Source organism: Tabrizicola sp. TH137 (assembly GCF_002855575.1).
GTDB lineage: Bacteria > Pseudomonadota > Alphaproteobacteria > Rhodobacterales > Rhodobacteraceae > Paragemmobacter.
Genome location: NZ_PKRQ01000036.1, coordinates 1 through 1959, shown reverse-complemented (window position 1 = coordinate 1959; position 1959 = coordinate 1). Strand labels below are relative to the sequence as shown.

1 protein-coding gene and 1 pseudogene are annotated in these 1959 nt (G+C 60.2%); both read right to left on the bottom strand.

Going from position 1 to position 1959, the window contains the following annotated elements:
* Positions 1 to 85: 85 nt before the first annotated feature.
* A pseudogene (locus C0V75_RS22640) lies at positions 86 to 1038 on the bottom strand (IS3 family transposase); the annotation flags it as partial.
* Between the two features lie 18 nt (positions 1039 to 1056).
* The gene (locus C0V75_RS22630; RefSeq protein ID WP_254216585.1) at positions 1057 to 1878 is read right to left on the bottom strand and encodes a Fic family protein; all 822 of its coding nucleotides are present in this window, start codon (positions 1876 to 1878) and stop codon (positions 1057 to 1059) included.
* Between the last annotated feature and the right edge of the window lie 81 nt (positions 1879 to 1959).

Sequence of the window (1959 nt, the reverse complement as noted above, 5' to 3'; positions counted from 1 at the left end):
AACCTGATGGTCGACACGTCAACACAATGACACGGAGTCAATCGTAGCATGGGTCAGGCCATCAGGCTGCGATACCATACTCACAGTCGTAGCAGTTTCCGCGACCGCTCATTGAGATCTGGACACCGCGTTTGCGGAGCAGCGCCTGATAAGCGACCGAGCAGTATTGCGATCCGCGGTCGGAATGGTGGACCAGACCGGGCGCGGGATTGCGAGCCACAAGAGCACGGCGCAGGGCTTCGACCGCGAGATCGCGCTTCAGACGGTCACTCGTGGCCCAGCCGACGACGCGACGGGAGAAGAGGTCCAGGACTACCGCGAGGTAGAGCCAGCCCTCTGCCGTCCAGATGTAGGAGATGTCCGCCCCCCATTTCCTGTCCGGACCGTCCGCCGTGAAGTCCTGTGCCACCAGATTGGGGGCGATGGGCCAAGCATGTTCACTGTCCGTCGTCCGTTTGAAGCGCCGCTTCTGCCGCGCGATCAACTGGTTCTCGCGCATCAGGCGTGCCGTGCGATGCCGCCCGATCTCATGGCCATCGTCGACGAGGTCGCGGTGCATGCGCGGGCTGCCATAGGTCCCGTTCGATAGCGCGAAGGCCGTCCGGATATGCGCCAGATAGACCATGTCCTGCTGCTGGCGCAGGCAAGCTGGCCGTTCCTGCCACGCAAAGAAGCCGCTCTGGCTGACCCCAAGCACGTGGCACATCCGGCTGATCGGGAAGTTGGCCTTCTCCGCTTCGATGAAGCCGAAGGTCATCGACTTCCCTCTTTCGCGAAGAAGGCCGCGGCTTTTTTTAAGATGTCGCGCTCCTGCTTCAGAACCGCATTCTCCCGCCGCAGCCGCTTCAACTCGGCATGGACATCGACGGGTGCCTCACTCGGCTCGCTGGCATCACGCTCATCTCTCAGCCACCGCGTCAGCGTCGACAGTCCAATGCCCAGATCCTCCGCGATCTCCCGTCGCATCCGGCCACTGGTCAGTGCCAGCCGCACAGCTTCACGCCGAAATTCCGGCGTCGGCCTGTTCCCGTTTCCCATAGAACACCTCCTGGTTCCTCAGTTGGTGCTCTCCACTTTTTCCGGGAAAGTCCACTTCGCGGCCGTCTGCCGACTGACATCCAGATCGTTCTGCAGATACTCGATCCGGGTGTAGGGATGGCGAAACAAGTTGTTCAGGAGTTCCTGGCTGTAAATCTTCGGCAAGTCCTCACGTAGCCGATGCTTCACGTCCGCCATTTGCTGTCGGATGCCGGTGACGATCTCGACTGTTGTGGCAGAAGTCTCTGCAACGGCCTCCAGCATGTAGATGACCCAGGGTTCCCATTCGCCCGTGTCGCGCACCGCCTGAAGGTGCCTGTAGTAGTCCGCTTTGTTACGGGTGATGAACCGCGACAGGTAGAGCACCGGGATGTCGAGCAACCCCGTTCTGGTGAGATAAAGTACGTTCAGGATGCGCCCGATCCGTCCGTTCCCATCCGGAAACGGGTGGATGCTTTCGAACTGATGATGGATCAAAGCCATCTTGATGAGCGGATCGAGATCGCTGAGTTCATCGTCGTTTATGAACCGTTCGAGCGCCGTCATGTGGCGGACAATTTCGTGCGCATCCTGGGGGGGGACGAAGACGATCTTCCCTGTTTGCTCGTTCTTGAGGGCAGTACCCGGTGTCACTCGAAATCCAACGCTGCGGCCCTTCAGCAAGCGGAACATGTCGATCAGGGCCGAATTCGGGATGAGGCCGCCGGTTTCGCCCAAGCGTGCGTATCCGAGCCGCAGAGCGTCGCGATACAGCGCTACTTCTTTGGCCGCCGGGGACTGCGGATCGTCAGGGTGTTGATTTCCACTGAGAGCTGACCCGGTTTGGCCGAAGATTTCCATTGAGATTTGACCCATGTGACCCTCCCCCGAGCGAAGCGCGAGGGGGTCAACGGAGTGATCGACATGGGACTACTGAACGTG

Excerpts from the sequence above, each read along its gene's own strand:
- C0V75_RS22630 (WP_254216585.1), bottom strand. The coding sequence starts at position 1,878 with ATGGAAATCTTCGGCCAAACCGGGTCAGCTCTCAGTGGAAATCAACAC.